The organism is Cytobacillus sp. FSL R7-0696 (assembly GCF_038006865.1).
Classification (GTDB): Bacteria; Bacillota; Bacilli; order Bacillales; family Cytobacillaceae; genus Cytobacillus; species Cytobacillus kochii.
Genome location: NZ_JBBOWA010000001.1, coordinates 408,856 through 427,544, shown reverse-complemented (window position 1 = coordinate 427,544; position 18,689 = coordinate 408,856). Strand labels below are relative to the sequence as shown.

Annotated in this window: 19 protein-coding genes; 13 read left to right on the top strand and 6 right to left on the bottom strand. The window is 36.3% G+C overall.

What is annotated here, in order from left to right:
- Positions 1-100: 100 nt before the first annotated feature.
- Complete coding sequence (locus MKX29_RS02240; RefSeq protein WP_341103699.1) at positions 101-2,194, bottom strand: DNA topoisomerase III; 2,094 nt, start codon at positions 2,192-2,194, stop codon at positions 101-103.
- Between the two features lie 312 nt (positions 2,195-2,506).
- On the opposite strand from MKX29_RS02240, the gene hutH reads away from it, so the two are divergent.
- Positions 2,507-3,994 (top strand): histidine ammonia-lyase, encoded by a 1,488-nt coding sequence (hutH, locus tag MKX29_RS02235; protein ID WP_341103697.1) that lies wholly within the window; start codon positions 2,507-2,509, stop codon positions 3,992-3,994.
- Between the two features lie 51 nt (positions 3,995-4,045).
- Here the strand turns inward: hutH and MKX29_RS02230 are convergent, their stop codons facing one another.
- Positions 4,046-4,207: a hypothetical protein gene (locus MKX29_RS02230; protein WP_224935434.1), complete on the bottom strand. Its 162-nt coding sequence runs from the start codon at positions 4,205-4,207 to the stop codon at positions 4,046-4,048.
- A 94-nt stretch (positions 4,208-4,301) separates the two neighbouring features.
- Between MKX29_RS02230 and MKX29_RS02225 the strand changes: the two genes are divergently transcribed.
- The 6 genes from MKX29_RS02225 (at position 4,302) to sinI (ending at position 9,012) form a co-directional block, all read left to right on the top strand.
- A complete protein-coding gene (locus MKX29_RS02225; protein ID WP_341103695.1) occupies positions 4,302-4,679 on the top strand; it encodes a DnaJ family domain-containing protein in 378 nt (125 codons plus the stop codon).
- A 205-nt stretch (positions 4,680-4,884) separates the two neighbouring features.
- Positions 4,885-5,673 carry a flagellar motor stator protein MotA gene (gene motA / locus MKX29_RS02220; protein WP_289433187.1) on the top strand — a complete coding sequence of 263 codons (789 nt, stop codon included), beginning with the start codon at positions 4,885-4,887 and terminating at the stop codon, positions 5,671-5,673.
- Positions 5,670-6,437 (top strand): flagellar motor protein MotB, encoded by a 768-nt coding sequence (motB, locus tag MKX29_RS02215; RefSeq protein ID WP_289433188.1) that lies wholly within the window; start codon positions 5,670-5,672, stop codon positions 6,435-6,437. Before motA ends, motB begins: the two co-directional genes overlap by 4 nt.
- 118 nt (positions 6,438-6,555) lie before the next feature.
- Positions 6,556-7,650, top strand: a complete 1,095-nt coding sequence (locus tag MKX29_RS02210; RefSeq protein WP_341103693.1) for a carbohydrate kinase — start codon at positions 6,556-6,558, stop codon at positions 7,648-7,650.
- Between the two features lie 14 nt (positions 7,651-7,664).
- A complete protein-coding gene (locus tag MKX29_RS02205) occupies positions 7,665-8,570 on the top strand; it encodes a pseudouridine-5'-phosphate glycosidase (RefSeq protein ID WP_341103692.1) in 906 nt (301 codons plus the stop codon).
- A gap of 316 nt (positions 8,571-8,886) precedes the next feature.
- Positions 8,887-9,012: a DNA-binding anti-repressor SinI gene (gene sinI, locus MKX29_RS02200; protein ID WP_224935452.1), complete on the top strand. Its 126-nt coding sequence runs from the start codon at positions 8,887-8,889 to the stop codon at positions 9,010-9,012.
- Between the two features lie 147 nt (positions 9,013-9,159).
- Here the strand turns inward: sinI and MKX29_RS02195 are convergent, their stop codons facing one another.
- Complete coding sequence (locus MKX29_RS02195; protein WP_095370084.1) at positions 9,160-9,480, bottom strand: helix-turn-helix domain-containing protein; 321 nt, start codon at positions 9,478-9,480, stop codon at positions 9,160-9,162.
- A 341-nt stretch (positions 9,481-9,821) separates the two neighbouring features.
- Here MKX29_RS02195 and MKX29_RS02190 point away from each other — a divergent pair, with 341 nt between their 5' ends.
- Positions 9,822-10,337 carry a type 1 glutamine amidotransferase domain-containing protein gene (locus tag MKX29_RS02190; protein WP_341103688.1) on the top strand — a complete coding sequence of 172 codons (516 nt, stop codon included), beginning with the start codon at positions 9,822-9,824 and terminating at the stop codon, positions 10,335-10,337.
- Between the two features lie 114 nt (positions 10,338-10,451).
- Complete coding sequence (gene map, locus MKX29_RS02185; protein ID WP_224935458.1) at positions 10,452-11,198, top strand: type I methionyl aminopeptidase; 747 nt, start codon at positions 10,452-10,454, stop codon at positions 11,196-11,198.
- 44 nt (positions 11,199-11,242) lie between these two features.
- On the opposite strand, the gene MKX29_RS02180 is transcribed toward map, so the two are convergent.
- Positions 11,243-11,470, bottom strand: coding sequence for a DUF1128 domain-containing protein (locus MKX29_RS02180; RefSeq protein WP_191815858.1), 228 nt, complete (start codon positions 11,468-11,470; stop codon positions 11,243-11,245).
- Positions 11,471-11,618: 148 nt separating this feature from the next.
- On the opposite strand from MKX29_RS02180, the gene MKX29_RS02175 reads away from it, so the two are divergent.
- Positions 11,619-11,969: a YtxH domain-containing protein gene (locus MKX29_RS02175; protein ID WP_224935461.1), complete on the top strand. Its 351-nt coding sequence runs from the start codon at positions 11,619-11,621 to the stop codon at positions 11,967-11,969.
- 20 nt (positions 11,970-11,989) lie between these two features.
- Positions 11,990-12,814: a YihY/virulence factor BrkB family protein gene (locus MKX29_RS02170; RefSeq protein ID WP_095370079.1), complete on the top strand. Its 825-nt coding sequence runs from the start codon at positions 11,990-11,992 to the stop codon at positions 12,812-12,814.
- Between the two features lie 206 nt (positions 12,815-13,020).
- Here the strand turns inward: MKX29_RS02170 and MKX29_RS02165 are convergent, their stop codons facing one another.
- Together MKX29_RS02165 and MKX29_RS02160 are read right to left on the bottom strand one after the other, a co-directional pair.
- Positions 13,021-14,940: a heavy metal translocating P-type ATPase gene (locus MKX29_RS02165; protein ID WP_224935464.1), complete on the bottom strand. Its 1,920-nt coding sequence runs from the start codon at positions 14,938-14,940 to the stop codon at positions 13,021-13,023.
- Between the two features lie 191 nt (positions 14,941-15,131).
- Positions 15,132-16,310 (bottom strand): MFS transporter, encoded by a 1,179-nt coding sequence (locus MKX29_RS02160; protein ID WP_251163101.1) that lies wholly within the window; start codon positions 16,308-16,310, stop codon positions 15,132-15,134.
- Positions 16,311-16,467: 157 nt separating this feature from the next.
- On the opposite strand from MKX29_RS02160, the gene cax reads away from it, so the two are divergent.
- Both cax and MKX29_RS02150 read left to right on the top strand, forming a co-directional pair.
- Positions 16,468-17,526: a calcium/proton exchanger gene (gene cax / locus MKX29_RS02155; protein WP_341103683.1), complete on the top strand. Its 1,059-nt coding sequence runs from the start codon at positions 16,468-16,470 to the stop codon at positions 17,524-17,526.
- Positions 17,527-17,872: 346 nt separating this feature from the next.
- Positions 17,873-18,682: a YfkD famly protein gene (locus tag MKX29_RS02150; protein ID WP_224935471.1), complete on the top strand. Its 810-nt coding sequence runs from the start codon at positions 17,873-17,875 to the stop codon at positions 18,680-18,682.
- Positions 18,683-18,689 lie beyond the last annotated feature (7 nt).

Genomic DNA, 18,689 nt, shown 5'->3' with positions numbered 1-18,689 from the left:
TACACGGTTTACATGGTAAAACATATGCAAGAAGTTGCTCATGATATAACAAAAAAACTGCCAAAACAGCAAGATTCTTACTGGATTGACAGTGTTATGTTTACTCTTTATCTTCCATTGCTTGTTTTAACAAGTCACCAAGGCTCGTACCGAATTGATCATTTTTAGCAGAGTATTTCTGAACAAGCTTTCTTTCTTCACGTTTATTGACTTTTTGTTTCTTATCTGCCGCTTTTTCAACCACATTACATTTGCGACATTGGAAGTAGGTGCCGGCTTTCCCGTTGTGAACTTCCATCTTTTTATGACATTGAGGACAACGACGATTAGAAAGCTTTGGATCTTTTCTTTTTCTGAAGTTACAATCAAGACTCGAACAAACGAGGATTTTTCCCTCTTTCGTATTCCGTTCTTTTAAGAAAGAGCCGCATTCAGGACATTTCGATCCGGTTAAGTTATGGGCGCGGTAAGACTTATCACTTTTCTTTACTTCGGATACAATTTGCTTCGTTTGTTGTCTAATTTTCTTTAGAAAGTCATCACGTTTTGCTTTTCCATGTGCGATTGCTTCAAGTTCTTTTTCCCATTTAGCTGTTAATGCTGGAGATGTTAATTCATCATTTACAAGATCCATTAACTGCTTTCCTTTTTGGGTGGAATGAAAGCGCCCGTTTTGTCTTTCCACTACTTCTGATGAGATAAGCCTTTCGATAATTTCGGCACGCGTTGCAGGTGTACCTAAACCGAATTTCTCCATCCCTTGTAACAGATCGGCTTCACTTAAGCGAGCAGGGGGCTCTGTTAATTTTTTTACCGTCTCGACTGTATGAACTTGCAGCTGTTTCCCTTGTTGTAACTGATTCAACGCAGTCTTTGAATTTTGTTCATTCGTAGATGAATGGAGCGTTTTAAACCCTAAGTCAATGATATGGGTTTCTTTAGCTACGAACGTTTCACCAGCTATATCTAACTTTAATAGTATACTCTCATATTGATATGGCGGATAAAATAAAGCAAGGAATCGCTTAGCAATGATATCAAATAATTTTTTCTCATCTGTTGATAAATCACTGAGATGTACTCTTTGTTCTGTTGGTATAATAGCATGATGATCCGTTACTTTACTATTATTAAATACCTTTTTGGCAAGTACCTTACCCTTTTTCGCAAGCAAAGGTTTTACTTCTGTACTATAAGCACCAGCAATTGCCTCTAATCTTTCCATCATTGTACTTTCCATATCGCTTGTTAAATAACGAGAGTCTGTACGTGGATACGTTACGATTTTATGTTGTTCGTACAATTTTTGCAGTACAGATGATGTTTTTTTAGCTGAGAAGCCGAATTTTTTATTGGCATCACGTTGTAGCTCAGTTAAATCATATGGAAGTGGTTGTGCTTCACTTCTTTCTTTCCGAGTAATCGATTGCACTGTTGCTTTGGCTTTTGCTGCTTGTTTTTTAATCGTTTCAGCTTGATCACTATGAAAGATTCGTTTCTCACCATTGTTTTCCCATTCTGTTTCTAATACGCCCACTTTTGCATGAATCATCCAATAATCCTGTGGGGTGAATTTCTGGATTTGTTTCTCACGATCCATAATAAGGGAAAGCGTTGGAGTTTGCACTCTACCAGCGGAAAGAGGTTCTTGATACTTCGTTGTTAATGCACGTGAAATATTTAATCCGATGAGCCAATCTGCTTCAGCTCTGCAAACAGCAGAATCATATAAATTTAAAAAGTCTTTCCCTGGTTTAAGGTTCTTAAATCCTTGTTGTATTGCTCGATCGGTGACAGATGAGATCCAGAGGCGGTGGATTGGCTTTTTCCATTTAATCTTCTCTAAAATCCATCTAGCAACTAACTCACCTTCACGCCCAGCATCGGTTGCGATAATAAAGTCTCCTACATCATTTCGCTTGGAAAGATGCTCGATCGTTTTAAATTGATGACTTGTTTGCTTCATTACCTTGATGCCCATTTTATCAGGAATAATTGGCAGGTCTTCTAGTTTCCATTGTTTGTATTTGCTATCGTAATGTTCGGGCATCTTGAGTTCTATTAAGTGACCAAGCGCCCAAGTAACAATATAATGCTTGCCTTCTATATAGTTTTTATGCGACTGATTGCATCCTAATACTCTGGCTATTTCTCTGCCGACACTTGGTTTTTCGGCTAATACTAATGATTTCATATTTTCTCCCTTCCAAAAAAAAACAATCTCCTAAACTAAAGGGTCGTTAATTATTATAGCGGAAAATGGAATGAATTTATATGGGTTGCTCTATTGCTTTATTTGGCTAACATGGTAACTAGGCAGAATATGGTAAAAATGAATTGACATGAATAAGTACCGCTTTATAATATAGATATAAGACAGATCAAATAGGTGACGTATCATGAGCGTAAATAAAAATGAATTTTTTTTAATAAAAAGACCCAAGTATCATTTCGGTGATACTCGGGTCTTTTCTTTATTTTGCTAATGTGATAAGGAGGTAATAAGATGATTGAATTAACAGGGGAACATCTGACGATAGAGCAAGTGAAAGCGGTTGTCTTTCATGGGGAAGAAGTTAAAATTGCCCGTAAGAGTATAGAAAATGTAGAAAGAAGTCATATGGCTGTAAAGAGAATCGTTGCGGAAGGAAAAACGGTATATGGGATTACGACTGGTTTCGGTAAGTTTAGTGATGTTCATATTGATCGCAAACATGTAGAGGAGTTGCAGATCCATTTAATACGCTCTCATGCATGTGGAGTGGGTGAGGAGTTCTCAGAGGAAGTCTCTCGGGCAATGTTATTGTTAAGGGCTAATGCGCTCATAAAAGGGCATTCAGGGGTTCGTCTTGTATTAATTAATAGACTACTTACTTACCTTAATCAACGTATTCATCCCGTCGTTCCTCAGCAAGGATCCTTAGGTGCAAGTGGTGATTTAGCACCGCTATCCCATTTAGCACTTACACTAGTTGGTGAAGGTGAAGTCTTTTTCAATGGACAAAAACAAAAGAGTGCAGAAGTACTACAGGCATGTGATCTTACTCCGCTGACTTTAGAAGCAAAAGAAGGTCTTGCGTTGATTAACGGTACGCAAGCTATGACCGCTCAAGGAGTTATCGCCTATATTGAAGCAGAAAACTTAGCTTTTGAAAGCGAAAAGATTGCAGCTATATCGGTAGAAGCATTAAATGGGATAATCGATGCATTTGATCATCAAGTACATGAAGCTCGTGGTTATCCTGAACAAATCGCAACAGCAAAACGAATGAGGTCATACTTAAGTGGTAGTAAGTTAACTACTGTTCAAGGAGAAATGAGGGTCCAAGATGCCTACTCTATAAGATGTATTCCGCAAGTGCACGGTGCTACTTGGCAAGCACTTAACTATGTGAAAGAAAAGCTCGAAATTGAAATGAATGCTGCAACAGATAACCCTTTAATCTTTGATGATGGAGAAAAAGTAATTTCAGGCGGGAATTTTCATGGTCAACCCATTGCGTTAGCTATGGATTTTTTGAAAATTGCCGTTGCTGAGTTAGCAAATATATCTGAAAGAAGAATAGAAAGGTTAGTGAATCCACAACTCAATCAATTGCCCGCTTTTCTTAGCCCAGAACCGGGGCTGCAATCAGGTGCCATGATTATGCAATATTGTGCAGCTTCACTCGTGTCAGAGAACAAAACACTGGCTCATCCCGCTAGTGTTGATTCTATTCCTTCTTCTGCTAATCAAGAGGATCATGTAAGTATGGGAACAATTGGTGCAAGGCATGCCTATCAAATCATAAAAAATGTAAATAAAGTGATCGCAATTGAATTGATTTGTGCTATGCAAGCGGCTGAATTTAAGGGAATAGATAAAATGGCTAATCATACCCGCTCACTATATGAACAAGGGCGAACCATTGTACCAACAATTAACCAGGATCGTATTTTTTCTAACGATATCGAAAAGTGCACGGAGTGGCTAAAAAATAAAGCTTATCATTAATTTTTTTTAAAAAAAGGCTGTAAGCCCTAAGGTTACAGCCTAATAAGAATATTAACGGTTTTCACTTTGTTCAATACGATTTTTAAAGGCTTCTTGAACGACTAAAAACTCCTCGTCTTCTTGCGCTTCAGTTGATTTTTCTTTTTGATATTGTTCATTAAACGCACCTGGATGCTGTTTGTTCTTATGATTAAAATGTTTACCTCTTGACATAGTGAATCGCTCCTTTCTATTTTATATTTCCCTTCATTCGTTAGGGATATGTAACTGCAGGAGTATAATAAGATGAAGGTGAGGTGTTCATTTAATGGATTTATTCTCAATTTTAGCAGAAGAGAAAATCAAACAAGCGCAAAGACAGGGAGAGTTTGCTCATTTAAAAGGGCATGGTAAGCCATTACCGAAAGATGAACTAATCGGGGTACCAGAATCTCTAAGAATGTCTTATAAAATAATGAAAAATGCAGGATATACAACAAAAGAAATCGATCTTAGGAAAGAGATGCTAACAATTGAACAATTAATTGCAAGTTGTGAGAATGAAGAGAAAGAAGGAGAACTAAAAAAAGAGCTGAATGAAAAGAGGTTAAAATTCCAATCTTTGTTATCAGAAAGAAAAGTGGCAACAAACACACAAATTTTCAAAAATTATAAACAGAAAATCGAAAACAAGCTTTTTAAATAACCATACAAAATGATGCTATTCATTCATTTTTGTGTGGTTTTTTTATGTATATAAACACAAAAAGACAAATAGGATAAAAGACCTTATTAAGATGCTTCAATTACATAGAAATATGTCGAAATAAAACAAAGAAACCAGTATCTGATAAAAAAGTAATGAGTAAAAAGTTTTGAAGTAAGTATTTTTTGAAGTAGGTGTGATAAGGATGGATAAAACAACTTGGATAGGTGTCATATTAGGAATTATTGCAGTTGTGTTAGGTATGTTTCTAAAAGGAGTAGGACTGGGTGTATTAGTAAATCCGGCTGCCGTTATGATTATTATCGTTGGGACAGTAGCGTCTGTTTTAATCGCTTTTCCAGTCTCTGAAGTGAAAAGAATACCTAAAATAATGGGCGTAATATTCAAAGAAAGAGAGACATTACCGATGTCTCAAATCATTAGCCAATTTGCTGATTGGGCTCAGCTTGCACGTAAAGAGGGGTTGTTATCATTAGAAGTAAGAATAAATGAAATCAATGATCCCTTTTTGAAGAATGGTTTATCACTTGCAGTGGATGGACAGAGTGCCGATTATATTAGAGACGTATTAAATGAAGAAATTGATGCAATGGAAGAGCGCCATCAATCGGCAGCGCAAATATTTTCTCAAGCAGGAACATATGCCCCCTCACTAGGTGTATTAGGTGCAGTAATTGGATTAATTGCGGCATTAGGAAATATGAGTGATATTAACGCATTAGGTGAAGCAATAAGTGCTGCATTTGTGGCTACGATGTTAGGTATCTTTACGGGATATGTATTGTGGCATCCATTTGCAAATAAGTTAAAGAGGAAATCTAAAATAGAAGCTAAACATAAGAGGATGATGATAGAGGGGATTTTATCTATTTTGGAGGGAGAATCTCCACGTGTAATTGAGCAAAAACTGTCTTCCTATTTACCAGGAAAAGAAAGAAAAGAATTTTTAGAAGAAGGAAGCATAGAATCATGACTAGAAGGAAGAAGAAGAGTCACGAAGATGAGCATGTTGATGAATCCTGGTTACTGCCTTATGCGGATTTACTTACATTATTAGTTGCTTTATTTATCGTCTTATTTGCTTCTAGTGCAATCGATGTTCAAAAGTTTCAAAAAATGTCCACAGCGTTTAATGAGGTTTTTTCTGGAGGTAATGGTGTAATTGATTTTCCTAGCCCAATGCCAGAAGGAAGTATGGCCCCTCAAAAAAAAGAAAGTGTGTCAGCTAGTCAACTGTCTGGTCTTTCTGATGAGGAACAAGATACTGAGGAACTTAAAAAATTAAAAGCCAAAGTTGATCACTATATTATCAGTAATGATATTACTGATAAGTTTGAAACGGAGCTTACAACTGAAGGACTGCTTGTGACGATTCGAGATAATGTATTATTCTCTTCAGGTAGTGCAGAAGTAAGAGCTAGAGATATACAAACAGCAGAAGAAATCTCTGAACTACTTGTGATGAATCCTCCAAGAAATATTATTATTAGCGGACATACAGATAATGTACCGATACGGAATGCTAATTTTGAGTCAAACTGGGAACTCAGTGTAATGAGAGCTGTCAATTTCATGAAAGTCCTTTTACATAATCCAGAACTTAATCCTGAATGGTTTAGCGCCAAAGGTTTTGGTGAATATAAACCTAAAGAATCGAATGAAACGGTTACGGGAAGAGAAAGAAATCGTAGAGTAGAAATTTTAATACTTCCGAGAGAATTGACAACCAACAGATAAACTTCGAAAGAGTTTATCTGTTTTTTTATGTAGAACCCCCCATGAATATAATTAGAATTTGCAGAAATATCAAACTATTGTTTATGATATAGACAAATGTTTTAAGGAGGGGGAGCCATTGAATGAAAAAGAGCAGCAAATTTTAAATTCCATAAAAGATAATCCTTATATTTCACAGTCTGAGCTAGCAGACAGCTTAAGCATTTCTCGTTCTACCGTTGCAGGCTATATTTCCTCTCTTACAAAAAATGGCTATATATTAGGTAGGGCTTATATTTTACCAAAGCAACCATCTATTTTATGTGTGGGCGCTGCCAATATTGATAGAAAATTGCAAGCTGTGGACAGCTTAGATGAAGGGACATCGAATCCTGCGAAAACTGAACAAACAGGAGGAGGGGTAGCAAGGAATATCGCGGAGAATTTGGCTAGACTTGAAATGTCCGTTTCTTTATTATCTGTTATCGGTGAAGATCACGAAGGTACATGGTTGTTAGATCGCCTAAAGCCACTAGTAGATACAACACCATCGATTATTATACCTACTTGCCGAACAGGAACTTATACAGCAGTGTTGGATAAAAAGGGAGAAATGAGAATAGCATTATCTGATATGGAAATTAACGATGTCCTCGATATGGAGATAATCGAATCACGATGGGGGTATTTTACTTCGGCTAAAATGGTTGTTCTCGATACAAATTTCCCAAGTGTTATATTGACAAGAGTAATAGAAAAATGTAAACAATTCAACACACCATTATGTATTACGACAGTATCTACAGCGAAAATAAAAAGACTCCCTGCTCAACTATTAGGTGTGAGTTTTCTTATTGCCAATAAAGATGAGGCAAGTTTGCTTTCTGGAGTAAAACTTACAAGTGAAGGAGATTACTTTAAAGCATGTGAAATCATTTTAGCAAAGGGTGTAGAAAGAGTGATAATAACGAGAGGGGAAAAGGGCCTTGTTTTCGCCACACAAGATGGAGAGGCAGGAGCTATTATGCCCCCTTTTGTTCAGGTCGTTGATGTAACAGGTGCTGGAGATGCCTTAGCATCAGGAATTATTTATGCACATCATAAAGGCATGCATATAGAAGATGCTTGTAAAATAGGAATAATCTGTGCAAGTGTAACGCTTACAAGTAAGGAAACGGTTCATCCACAATTAAGCCAAAAGAAACTACAACATGCCTTTCAAGAATATTTTTAGAGGAGTTGTTACAAATGAGAAAAGATTGGTTAGATTACTCTGATGAGGTGATCGAAGCAAAAAAACAGTTAAAACCAATTGTCGCACTCGAATCAACAATCATCTCTCACGGTATGCCTTACCCTCAAAATGTGCAAACAGCCAAAGAAGTTGAAATGATTATCAGGCAGAATGGGGCAATCCCAGCAACCATTGCTATTATAGAAGGTAGAATTAAAATTGGGCTATCAGACTCAGAACTTGAACTACTTGCAACGAACAATTCAATTATGAAAGTTAGCAGAAGAGATTTTCCCTATGTCATTGCAGCGAAGAAACATGGAGCGACAACTGTTGCTGCCACGATGATTTGTGCAGAACTAGCAGGGATTGAAGTATTTGTAACAGGGGGTATTGGAGGTGTGCACAGAGGGGCAAGTGAAACAATGGATATATCAGCCGATTTGCAGGAATTAGCAAAGACAAATGTCGCTGTCGTTTGTGCCGGTGCTAAATCGATCCTCGATATTAAATTAACAGCTGAATATTTAGAAACATATGGTGTCCCAATCATCGGCTACCGTACAGATAAGATACCCGCTTTTTATACGAGAAAGAGCCCGTATAATGTTACTATTCGTGTGGATGAGATAAAAGAAATTGCTGAAATGATGAAAGTAAAGTGGGGACTAGGCTTAAATGGAGGGCTAGTTATTGCTAATCCGATACCAGAAGCGGATGCTATGAATGAATTGGAAATGAATGAGATGATTGATCAAGCTCTTGTTCACGCAGAAGAAGAAGGTATCTCAGGGAAAGAAATCACACCATTTCTCTTATCTATGATTAAAGAATTAACCGGTGGTAAAAGCTTGGCTGCCAATATTGCATTAGTTAAGCATAATGCTGAAATTGGGGCAAAACTTGCTATGCAATTATAATTCAAGATATAAAGTATTCAATTATAAAATCTAAGAGGAAACTGAACATCAATCAAACTTTTAAAGGGAGGAATTGAAGTTCGGTTTTTTTATTTATGGGTAGTTTTTGACTCGAAAGTTCCGATTTTTTCCTCTATTCTACAACTTTCATTATACACTTGTCGTTTTTTGATTGAAAATGAAGAAAAAAATTAGCAGATTTTAGAATGAACAAGTAGTAAAATGTAAATATCTACAATAGTCTGAAAATAAAGTGGGGTTTATTGTAAAATAGGACTAATGGAGAATATGCTTCAAGTCTAAAGGGGGATTTAATTTGGAACGGTCTTTAGTTATAGAAACACTAGATGAAGAATGGCTTGCCCTTATTGAAGAAGCAAAACAATTAGGTTTGAATAAAGAAGAGGTGAGAATTTTTCTACAAGCTAAAGAAGAGGATTAACATGACGTCGAGGCCTCCGAATTAATGAGCTTACAATTATGGTTAGAATGGAAAAAAATATAAAAAAAACCTCCGATAATCTTCGTGATTATCGGAGGTTTCATTCATATCTCTTTTTATCTTTATAGATTCGTTTGTAAGCTTGTCTTATTTATTTCTAGTCTTCCACTTATTAAAGTCGAGAAACTCCCGAAATTCTTCTTTTGAAACCCCAGATTCCATCGCTTCTTTGACTATATTTATCCAATCAGTATCTAATTCTTCTTTATTAATTTGATCATGGATAAGGTGATCAACAGGTACATTGAGTACAGCTGCGATTTTTTCGAGGAATTGAATGGAAGGGTTCGTTTGTAAATTTCTCTCCAATGAGCTTAAGTAGGATTTTGCTACTCCTGCTTGATCTGCAAGCTCTGATAAAGACATTTTTTTCTCTTGTCTTAATGCTTTGACTCGATTACCAATCATCACGTTCACCCTATCTATCTTTGTTGTTAACAGTATCATATCAAAAAAAGAGAATCCAACCGCTTATGTCCGTAAATTGTAATCGCTTAGTCTTTTAATTGTAATAAAAAATTTTTAATCATTACATTACGGAGCTGCCGATATAAATGAGACTGTATAAACTGAATAGATTGAATTCTTACCGTTCTAAAAGAATTTTAACAGAAAATAAATATCAAGTATAGTTGTAGAGCATGTTTTCTTTGATATATTAATTAACATACATATATGTTTTAAGGGAAGACTTTCAGGGAACGGACATAATATAACCAACAATATAAACCATAAAGGAGAGATAGTAAATGAGTAAAAAAATTGCTTGTCTAATTACCGATATGTTTGAGGACTCTGAGTATACAGAGCCAGCAAAAAGTTATAAGGAAGCAGGACATGAGGTTATTACAATTGAATCTGAGGCTGGTAAAGTCGTAAAAGGGAAACAAGGTAATGATCAAGTGACAATTGATAAAGGTATAGATGATGTGAATGCAGATGAGTTTGATGCTCTCTTTATTCCAGGTGGATTTTCTCCTGATATGTTAAGAGCAGATGATCGTTTTGTTCAATTTACGAAAAAGATGATGGATGCGAAAAAACCTGTTTTTGCTATTTGTCATGGACCACAATTATTAATTTCTGCTAAAACATTAGAAGGTAGAGGAGCAACAGGCTATAAATCGATTCATGTAGATATGGAGTATGCAGGAGCTAAACTTCAGGATAAAGAAGTAGTGGTTTGTCAGGATCAACTTGTGACGAGCCGTACACCTGATGATATTCCTGCCTTTACAAGAGAGTCTTTAAAATTACTCGGATAATTTCTGAAAAGCAAACGTTGCATGATTTTTGTAAAACTTTTCATTCAGCGCTAATATTAATAAGTAGAGTATAATAACTTTTAATATAACAGTGACTGAAAGAAGGTTTTGCTATTGATCGTGTTGAAATCACCTAGAGAGATTGAAAAGATGCATGAAGCAGGTAAGGTACTTGCTGAATGTCATAAAGAGATTGCCATGAGAATTAAACCGGGTGTAACCACATGGGAAATTGAAGAATTTGTCGATGCCTATCTGAAGAAAATAGGGGCTACACCTGAGCAAAAGGGCTATCGCGGGTATGAATATGCTACCTGTGCCAGCATTAATGATGAAATTTGTCACGGATTTCCGAGGAGGGAACCATTAAAATCAGGCGACATTGTAACGATTGATATGGTGGTCAATTATAATGGTGCTCTTGCAGATTCTGCTTGGACGTACGGCGTTGGAGAAGTGAATGAAAAGGTATCTACCCTATTAGATGTCACAAAGGAATCATTATATAAAGGAATTGAGCAGGTGAAGATAGGCAACCGAATTGGAGATATTGGTTATGCGATTCAACAGTTTGTTGAAGAGAAAGGATTCTCGGTAGTAAGGGAATTTATTGGTCATGGGATAGGGGCAAGCATCCACGAAAAGCCGGATGTTCCTCATTTTGGCCTCCCTCATAAAGGACCAAGAATAAAAGAAGGTATGGTTTTTACTATTGAACCAATGGTGAATACTGGGATGCACCATATGAAGATGGATCAAAATGGCTGGACTGCGCGAACAGTTGATGGTGGTCTATCAGCTCAATATGAACATACCATTGCTGTCGGTAAAGATGGTATCACGATTTTAACTGAGCAATAAAACTAAAAGCAGCTGCATGATTTGCAGCTGCTTATAATAAGGACTTATTTATTCTTGCGCAAGTTTCCTAATTCTTCAGCGATTGCTTGCATTTCATTAGGACTGAAATGATTTTTTTTCATCACTAAATCGTAAATATCTTTTAATTCTTCATACATTTCTTCGTCAAAATGAGAAGATTTAATGGCGCCAATATTTAATACTTTTAGTTTTTCCTTGATTTTTTCGATCATAAAATCGACATTTTCAGTTGATTTCTGTGATAAATTCACTTGATTTCCCCCCATAATATATCAGTAGTATAATCTTTCCATGGTTAAAGTGAAAAGTCAACCATTGATAGGTGTAAAGCTTGCGTGTTTTTAGCGAAAAAAAGAAAATAAAGTATAGGTAGATAAAAAAAAAAAAGGAGTGAGGAAAATGGGAAAATCATTGTTTTGGAAAGGTGTTGTCCTTGGAGCGATAGCAGGCGGAGCGCTCACGATGCTAGACCGTGATACAAGAGAAAATGCAAAATCTAAATGCAGAGAAACGACAGAAAGTGCAAAATATTACATAAAAAATCCCGATGAAGCCGTTCAACAAGTGAAAGGTGTCTCTTTAAAGGTTAGAACAGCCGCCCAGCAAATCGGCGAAGATGTGGCTTTCTTAACGACCACAATTGAGGATATTAAAACAAAAGCAATTGAAACAAGAGAAGCCTTAAATGACCCTAAAAGTGAAGTAGAGGTTTCAGAAGCGACGTTAGAAGGGAATGTTAGGAATAACTAACAAGGTTTGGGGGATCGCTGATGAAACAAGTCACTACTTTTGGAAAGGAACTATGGGAGCAAATAGATAAGGATGATGTTTTCGGCGTAGCTGCACAATTGGCCTACTTCTTTCTTCTATCACTTTTTCCATTATTAATTGTTTTGATATCATTGCTACCTTATTTACCGATTACTCAAGAGGATATATTTGCTATCGTTAGAGATTTCGCACCAAAAGAAATTATGTCATTATTGGAAGACAATTTGAGTGCTGTCACAACGAAAAATGGGGCTCTGTTATCAATTGGTATTATCGGTACATTGTGGTCCGCGTCTGCCGCGATAAATGGCATCATGAGGGCTTTTAATAAGGCATATGATGTCGTTGAAAGTCGATCATTTATTGTTGCAAGAGGTATTGCTATGCTTTTAACTATTTCTATGGTTTTTGTTTTCTTAGTAGCATTATTATTACCTGTGTTTGGGAGACAAATTGGTCTATTTATCTTTGATGCATTTGGATTGACTGAGCAATTTTTGAGCATATGGAATGCCCTTAGATGGCTGGCGAGTCCGCTTATCATCTTTATTATCTTTAGTGGATTGTACTGGTTTGCTCCTAATAAGCGTTTAACCAATGTGACAGTTATCCCAGGTTCACTTTTTGCTACAATTGGCTGGATTCTATCTTCCTATGCGTTTTCTTATTATGTGAGTAATTTTGGAAATTACTCGGCGACATATGGGAGTATTGGTGGAATCATTATATTAATGATTTGGTTTTATTTAACGGGTATTATTATTATGATTGGTGGAGAAATAAACGCATTGTTAAATAAATACAGCAAAGTGAAAAACACATAGTAAAAGTTACCTGATTGTAAGGTGCATAAATGGACAACCTAAGCTTAAGGAGGGTGAGTACATTGACTGCAAATAAGGATGGTAACACAAAACAAAAAGGTAAAAATAAACCTAAACAAAAAACATCTAGTTCGGCTAATAAGCAAAACGGCTATCATTAAATAAAGAAGCAGCTATCCATTCACACACTTGGATAGCTGCTTTTTTTAGTTCTTCAACAACCTTAAGCTATTTAATATCACTAAAATGGTTGAACCTTCGTGACCGATTACACCGTAAGGAAGGTCTAATATCTGTAGAAAATTGGAGCAAATTAACAGCATAATAACTGATATAGAGAAAACAATATTTTGTTTAATAATGGTGTTCATGCGTTTGGATAGGGCAATTGCATGAGCGATTTTAGGAAGATCGTTTTTCATTAAAACAATATCTGCTGTTTCTAATGCAACATCGGTTCCTTCTCCCATGGCAATCCCAACATTTGCAGTCGCAAGTGCAGGCGCATCGTTAATTCCATCTCCAACCATTGCTACTTGTTGATACTGATTTCTTAATTCCTTAACATGATCCACTTTTTTTTCTGGCAAACATTCTGCAATAAAGTCTTCTACATTAGCTTCAGCAGAAATGGCTTGAGCGGTGGATTGGCTATCGCCTGTTAACATGATGGTGTAAATACCTTGATCATTTAATTGTTTAACCGCAGCCTTCGTTTCTTGACGAACCTGATCCTTTAATGCGATTAATCCACACACCTCATGATCGCGTTCAAATAAAACGATCGTTTTACCATTCGATGCTAATGTTTCTTGCTGTTCTTTTAATTCTGGCGCAAGTTCGTTATTGTTCAAAATAAATGATGGTTTACCAATTTTCCAAGTGACGCCGTTAATCACTGCTTTAATGCCCCATCCCGGTACATCTTCGATTGATTCGGGCTCTATTAGAGGAGAGCTCTGTTCTTCTTTTGTATACGTGACGATGGCAGTAGCAAGTGGATGGTTTGCATGGTTTTCAATTGATCCAACAATGCGTAAATAATCATCACGATGCTGAGTGTGTAGAGTAATAAAATCTGTTACTTCCGGTCGTCCTTTAGTTAAAGTACCTGTTTTATCAAACGCAATGGCTTTAATATGGCCTAAGTTCTCTAAATGTACCCCGCCTTTAAATAAAATTCCTTGTCTTGCTCCATTTGAAATCGCAGACAATGTAGCCGGCATAATAGAGGCGACAAGTGCACAAGGTGAGGCGACTACTAGAAGAATCATGGCACGGTAAAATGTTTCGTTCCAACTCCATCCAAGTAAGAAGTGTGGGAGAAATAGCATGAGTGCGACGGTCAGTAGTACAATTTTTACATATTTTCCTTCGAAATTCTCTATAAATAACTGACTAGGGGACTTTTCACTTTGTGCTGATTGGACCAGCTGAATGATTTTTTGAAAAAGAGTTTCATCCGCTTTTTTAGTGATTTCTACTTTAATGGCTCCATTCATATTGACGGTGCCGGCATACACTTCTTCAGATAACCCTTTTGTTACAGGAATCGATTCACCAGTAATCGTTGCTTCATCTATAGTTGTTTGTCCGTAGACAATGATTCCATCAGAGGGAACGCGTTCCCCTGGTTTAACTAGAATTTTATCTCCGATTTGGAGTGTAGAAACGTGAACAACTTCTTCACCATCCTCATGAATTAATAAAGCTTCTTCAGGTTGCAAATCCATAAGGCTAGAAATTTCTTTTTTACTTTTATTCATTGTATAAGTTTCTAGTGCGCCACTCATTGCAAAGATAAAAATAAGAATGGCACCTTCAATCCAATAGCCAATAATTGCGGAGCCGATTGCGGCAAAAATCATCAGCATTTCAACGTTTAATTCCTTATTAGCAATCGTTTCTTCAATACCTTCTTTTGCCTTCGCAAACCCTCCGATAATAAAAGATAAGATAAAGATAGTGATAGAAGTTGTTTCATAGCCTCCTTTACTAAGTAACCAACCGATAAGAATAAAAACACCTGAAGTAATTGCGGCTATAAGCTCGATATGTGGTAGTAACTTTTCGAATAATTGACTAGATGATTGCGATTGTTTTTGTACTAGGACATTTCCTTCCATATTTTCATTTCCTCCATTCTCATTGAGAAGAATAATCAACATCATTACCCTTAAAAACGACGAAAGCTGCCACCATATAGGTGACAGCAGAAAAAGTGCCGAATTGATAATATTTAATTGCTTTAATTTTACATTATATTGTAACTTTTGAAAAGGGTTATTCTCTATATTAGACGTTTTTTAAACATAATTTAACTGTGAAACGATTGCTTGCTCATCTTATGGCGACCAAAATAAGCGATAATCGTAAAATTAATGAGCATCATCCCACTAATAACGGCGAAAAAGCTTAGTGATTGTATATATTGAATAAATAAACCGCCTGCGTAGGGTCCAATAAGACTACCTAAGCTAAAGGCAACACCACAAAGAAGATTTCCGGTAGGTAAAAGCTGAGTGGGAGTTAAATCTGTCATATAACTAATTCCCAATGAAAAAGTACTTCCTACAGCCATACCTGCTAAAAATAGTAGCAACATAAGAATGTTGACATTCTGTTCAAATACCGCAGCAGAAGAGAAAAGAATAAAACCACAGAATAAAATAATCATTAAAATATTTCTTCGTCCATAGCGGTCACTTAACATCCCTAAAGGCAATTGAAAAATAATTGCTCCGACAGCAAATGAGGTAAGCAATAACGAAACTGATGAGACTTCTATTCCCATGCGCACGGCATAAACAGGGAAGCTCCCATTTATTGACGATTCTAAGAACCCGTAACTAAATGGTGGAATAAAGGCAATCCAAGCATAAGTAGATACATCGTAAAAACGATGGAAAGTCCCTTTTAGTGATTGAACAGCGATTGTTTGCTGTGGCTGCTCATTATCGAGAAAGAACACAAACCCCCATGCAATAAAACAAAAGAGGGAAGAAATAATAAATGGAAGAGATTCACTTATATGAACTAATGGTGTCATTAGTGGTCCAACAGCAAACCCAATCCCAAAGAATAATCCGTAGATGGAAATATTTCTCCCTCGATTGCGTTCAGGAGAAAATGACGTAATCCATGTTTGTGTTGAAAAATGGAGGGCGTGGTCGCCTATTCCAATCAATAACCTTAAAATAAACCAAAACCAAAAACTCTTCCATAGTGGAAATAATAAGAGGGAAGTAGCTACAAGAAGTCCCCCGATAATAATGACTGGTTTATATCCATATTTTCTTAGGGGATATTCCATGAAAGGTGAAATAAGTAAAATACCAATATATAAACCTGCTGCATTTAAGCCATTTAAACTTGAAGATACACCATCACCTTCAAAAATGATAGCGATGAGCGGTAATAGCATCCCTTGACTAAAACCTGATATCGCAACAATGAATACTAAAATCCAAAACCTTACTCTTAGTTTTTTGTCCATAAAATAACCTCAATAAATGAAAATAATAAATCTTCTACCACAATAGATATTATATGTGGAAGAAGAAATTGACAAGAGAATAATCATAATCTTTTCATAACAATCCTTAAAAATGTTTATCTTAAGAAATGTAAAGCGATTTTTTGAGGAGGATGGGATGAATAAAGTATTTGCTATACTCGTATTTATTGGCGTACCGTTATCCGTAATAGGAAGTCTTCTACATTGGTCAAGTACATTGATGTTCATTATTTATTGTGTTGCTATCATTGCCTTAGCTAGTTTTATGGGGCGATCGACAGAAAGTTTGAGTATTATTGCTGGTCCTAGAATTGGTGGATTGTTAAATGCGACCTTCGGCAATGCGGTTGAATTAATCATTGCGATTTTTGCATTAAAAGAGGGATTAATTGGTGTTGTTTTAGCATCATTAACAGGAAGTGTATTAGGTAACTTATTATTAGTAGCCGGCCTTTCCTTTTTTATTGGAGGTATAAAGTTTAAAAGGCAAAGCTTTAATATCCATGATGCACGCCATAATGCAGGCTTACTCATCTTTGCAGTCATTGTGGCTTTCGTTATTCCTGAAATATTTTCAATGTCAATGAATGAAGAAAAGACGATGATCTTTAGTATTGGAATAAGCATCATCCTGATGGCTTTATACTTAGCCGCATTATTCTTTAAATTAGTTACACATAGAGGTGTGTATAATAAAGAGGATGAAGACGGAAAGAAGAAAGTGGAGGAAGAACCAGAATGGAGCAAAGGAAAATCCATTTTAGTATTAGCCCTTGCTACATTAGCTGTAGCCTATATTTCTGAAAATCTTGTTCACACCTTTGAGGAAGTAGGACAGACATTTGGTTGGTCGGAATTGTTTATCGGCGTCATTATCGTTGCAATTGTAGGGAATGCCGCAGAACACGCTTCAGCGATTATTATGGCTGCGAAAAATAAAATGGATATTGCCGTAGAGATTGCCGTTGGTTCTACTTTACAAATTGCTATGTTTGTCGCGCCCATTCTTGTCCTTATCTCGCTACTTTTCCCTGTAGCGATGCCGCTCGTATTTACAGTACCAGAATTAATCACGATGGTATCAGCTGTTTTTCTAATGGTTGTTATCTCCAACGATGGTGAGTCTAATTGGTTTGAGGGTGGCACCCTTCTAGCAGCTTATTTTATCATCGGTATAGGCTTTTATTTACTATAATAAAAAAACGACTCCGAGGTTAGCCGGGAGTCGTTTTGAAATATTTCGAATAAAAAGGAAGCGCTTGCAATTTTGTTTTAAACTCATTAAGTATTTAATCGAGGACTGCTAGTGTGCATTCGCTTGAATTCATTAACCACTCCTTTATGGTGTTTGTTCATAAATAAAGCGAATCGTAATGAAGCTGCCCTCCTTTCGAGTGAGTGTATAAATAGTATAAAATATATAAAAACTTTTGTAAATATTCAAAACATTACAAAAATGTTACTTTTTTATTTTCCTTTATGGATAATATTCACATCATACGAAAAAACTAATGCATATAAGTTTGAAAGGAGTAAGAGAAATGAAGAAATGGCTATATGCTTTAGTATTGATGACCATTGGGGTGACATCCTTTCAATCAGCGACATCTGCTGAAGGAAAAATAGAAACAAAGGGGGAAACGATAGAGATACCAAGTTCTGTTTTAAATGTAGAAAAGGACAATACGTATCCAAACCCTGCTCAAGATTTACCAACATTACAGCCGAGTGAATTAACACAAGAATTAATGGAGACATCAAGAGTAAAAATAGATAACCCTGAATTAATACGTATGTTAAATGAAACAACAGTAAATAGTACACCTTTTGCCATCGGATACCGTGCGATTGTTTATTTAGGTCAATGGCCACTCAATTATCAATCACAAGAAACATCACCTAATTGGGAGTTTCAAAAGATCAATACGAATTATTTTGATAATCGCGGGGGAGATGCGGTCTTTCAAATGAATTATGTTCAAGAAATGCAAAAGGTAGTGAAAGGTGGACTTACATCCAAGGTTCCACATGCGCAAGATGTAAAAAAGATGATGTTGTTGAAGGCGACAGAAAAAAGTGGATTACCCTTATCCTTTGAAACGATTGTAGGAGCAGGAACGAAAAAAGATCATAAATATCATGTTGCAATCAACCGCTTGGGCTACCTATATGCATACGCACCTGCTATTAATGAAAAAGGGAAAGTTACTTATGGTGAAGTTTATATAATGTTAAAAGGAAGCAAAAAAACCTTAGTAGTGAAAAATATTACCTCTCAAGGAATTGGCGCATGGATTCCAATACAGGATCATGTCTCATTTGGATTTATTGTTTCGGAACGACCACGTTAAATAGAAA

What these genes read in the sequence shown, in the direction of transcription:
- MKX29_RS02165 (WP_224935464.1), bottom strand. Translation starts at nt 14,940, where the DNA reads ATGGAAGGAAATGTCCTAGTACAAAAACAATCGCAATCATCTAGTCAA.
- MKX29_RS02230 (WP_224935434.1), bottom strand. Translation starts at nt 4,207, where the DNA reads ATGTCAAGAGGTAAACATTTTAATCATAAGAACAAACAGCATCCAGGT.
- MKX29_RS02170 (WP_095370079.1), top strand. Translation starts at nt 11,990, where the DNA reads ATGAAACAAGTCACTACTTTTGGAAAGGAACTATGGGAGCAAATAGAT.
- motB (WP_289433188.1), top strand. Translation starts at nt 5,670, where the DNA reads ATGACTAGAAGGAAGAAGAAGAGTCACGAAGATGAGCATGTTGATGAA.
- MKX29_RS02160 (WP_251163101.1), bottom strand. Translation starts at nt 16,310, where the DNA reads ATGGACAAAAAACTAAGAGTAAGGTTTTGGATTTTAGTATTCATTGTT.
- cax (WP_341103683.1), top strand. Translation starts at nt 16,468, where the DNA reads ATGAATAAAGTATTTGCTATACTCGTATTTATTGGCGTACCGTTATCC.
- MKX29_RS02150 (WP_224935471.1), top strand. Translation starts at nt 17,873, where the DNA reads ATGAAGAAATGGCTATATGCTTTAGTATTGATGACCATTGGGGTGACA.
- motA (WP_289433187.1), top strand. Translation starts at nt 4,885, where the DNA reads ATGGATAAAACAACTTGGATAGGTGTCATATTAGGAATTATTGCAGTT.
- MKX29_RS02240 (WP_341103699.1), bottom strand. Translation starts at nt 2,194, where the DNA reads ATGAAATCATTAGTATTAGCCGAAAAACCAAGTGTCGGCAGAGAAATA.
- MKX29_RS02190 (WP_341103688.1), top strand. Translation starts at nt 9,822, where the DNA reads ATGAGTAAAAAAATTGCTTGTCTAATTACCGATATGTTTGAGGACTCT.
- MKX29_RS02225 (WP_341103695.1), top strand. Translation starts at nt 4,302, where the DNA reads ATGGATTTATTCTCAATTTTAGCAGAAGAGAAAATCAAACAAGCGCAA.
- MKX29_RS02195 (WP_095370084.1), bottom strand. Translation starts at nt 9,480, where the DNA reads ATGATTGGTAATCGAGTCAAAGCATTAAGACAAGAGAAAAAAATGTCT.
- MKX29_RS02205 (WP_341103692.1), top strand. Translation starts at nt 7,665, where the DNA reads ATGAGAAAAGATTGGTTAGATTACTCTGATGAGGTGATCGAAGCAAAA.
- hutH (WP_341103697.1), top strand. Translation starts at nt 2,507, where the DNA reads ATGATTGAATTAACAGGGGAACATCTGACGATAGAGCAAGTGAAAGCG.
- MKX29_RS02175 (WP_224935461.1), top strand. Translation starts at nt 11,619, where the DNA reads ATGGGAAAATCATTGTTTTGGAAAGGTGTTGTCCTTGGAGCGATAGCA.